The organism is Pigmentiphaga sp. MLSB6-MA01 (genome assembly GCF_058793475.1).
In genome coordinates this window covers 1-726 of sequence record NZ_JBXAFV010000028.1, presented here as the reverse complement: position 1 = coordinate 726, position 726 = coordinate 1, and the positions used below count along the sequence as shown (strand labels likewise).

General features: G+C 66.4%; 1 protein-coding gene. It reads right to left on the bottom strand.

Going from position 1 to position 726, the window contains the following annotated elements:
* A partial coding sequence (locus AC1Q6E_RS27705; protein ID WP_492573930.1) for an ABC transporter substrate-binding protein occupies nucleotides 1–710 on the bottom strand: 710 nt, incomplete at its 3' end.
* Between the last annotated feature and the right edge of the window lie 16 nt (nucleotides 711–726).

Sequence of the window (726 nt, the reverse complement as noted above, 5' to 3'; positions counted from 1 at the left end):
GCCTGCTCCAGGCCGCGCTCGCGGTAGGCGCGCAGCATCAGCACCGACAGCTCGCCCGAGGGAAACCACAGGAACGCGGCGTCCGGCTTGGCATCCTTGATGCGCTGCATGTAGGGGCCGAACTCCGGATTCTTCAGCGGCACCGCCACCTCGGCCACGATCTTGCCCCCGCCGCCCGTGAAGGTCTTGCGGAACTGCGCGTTGGCGTCCTGGCCCGGACCGTAGTCGGCATACAGCGAATACACCGTCTTGACGTTGTTCTTGAGCGCCCAGTCGGCAATCGCGTAGGCGTTCTGCGGCAGCGTCATCGAGGTGCGCACCACGTACGGCGAGCGCTCCGTGATCGACGAGGTCGCCGCGTTCATCACCACCATCGGGATCTTCGCCTCGGTCGCCAGCGGGGCCACCGCCAGCGCATTGGGCGTGAAGCCGAAACCGGCCAGGAACTCCACCTTGTCGCGGGTGATCAGCTCCTGCGCCACGCGCTTGGCCACCTCGGGGTTCGGTCCGCCCACGTCCTTGATGATCAGCTGGATCTTGCGCCCGGCCACCACGTCGCCGTGTTCCTGCAGGAACAGCTTGGCCCCGTTGCTCATCTGCAGCCCGTACTCGGCCTGCTGGCCCGACATCTCCCCCACGAAACCGATCTTCAACGGGGTCTGCGCCGCGGCCGTACCGCCCAGCGCCATGCCCAGCAAACAACCCCACATGCGCATTTTCATTGTC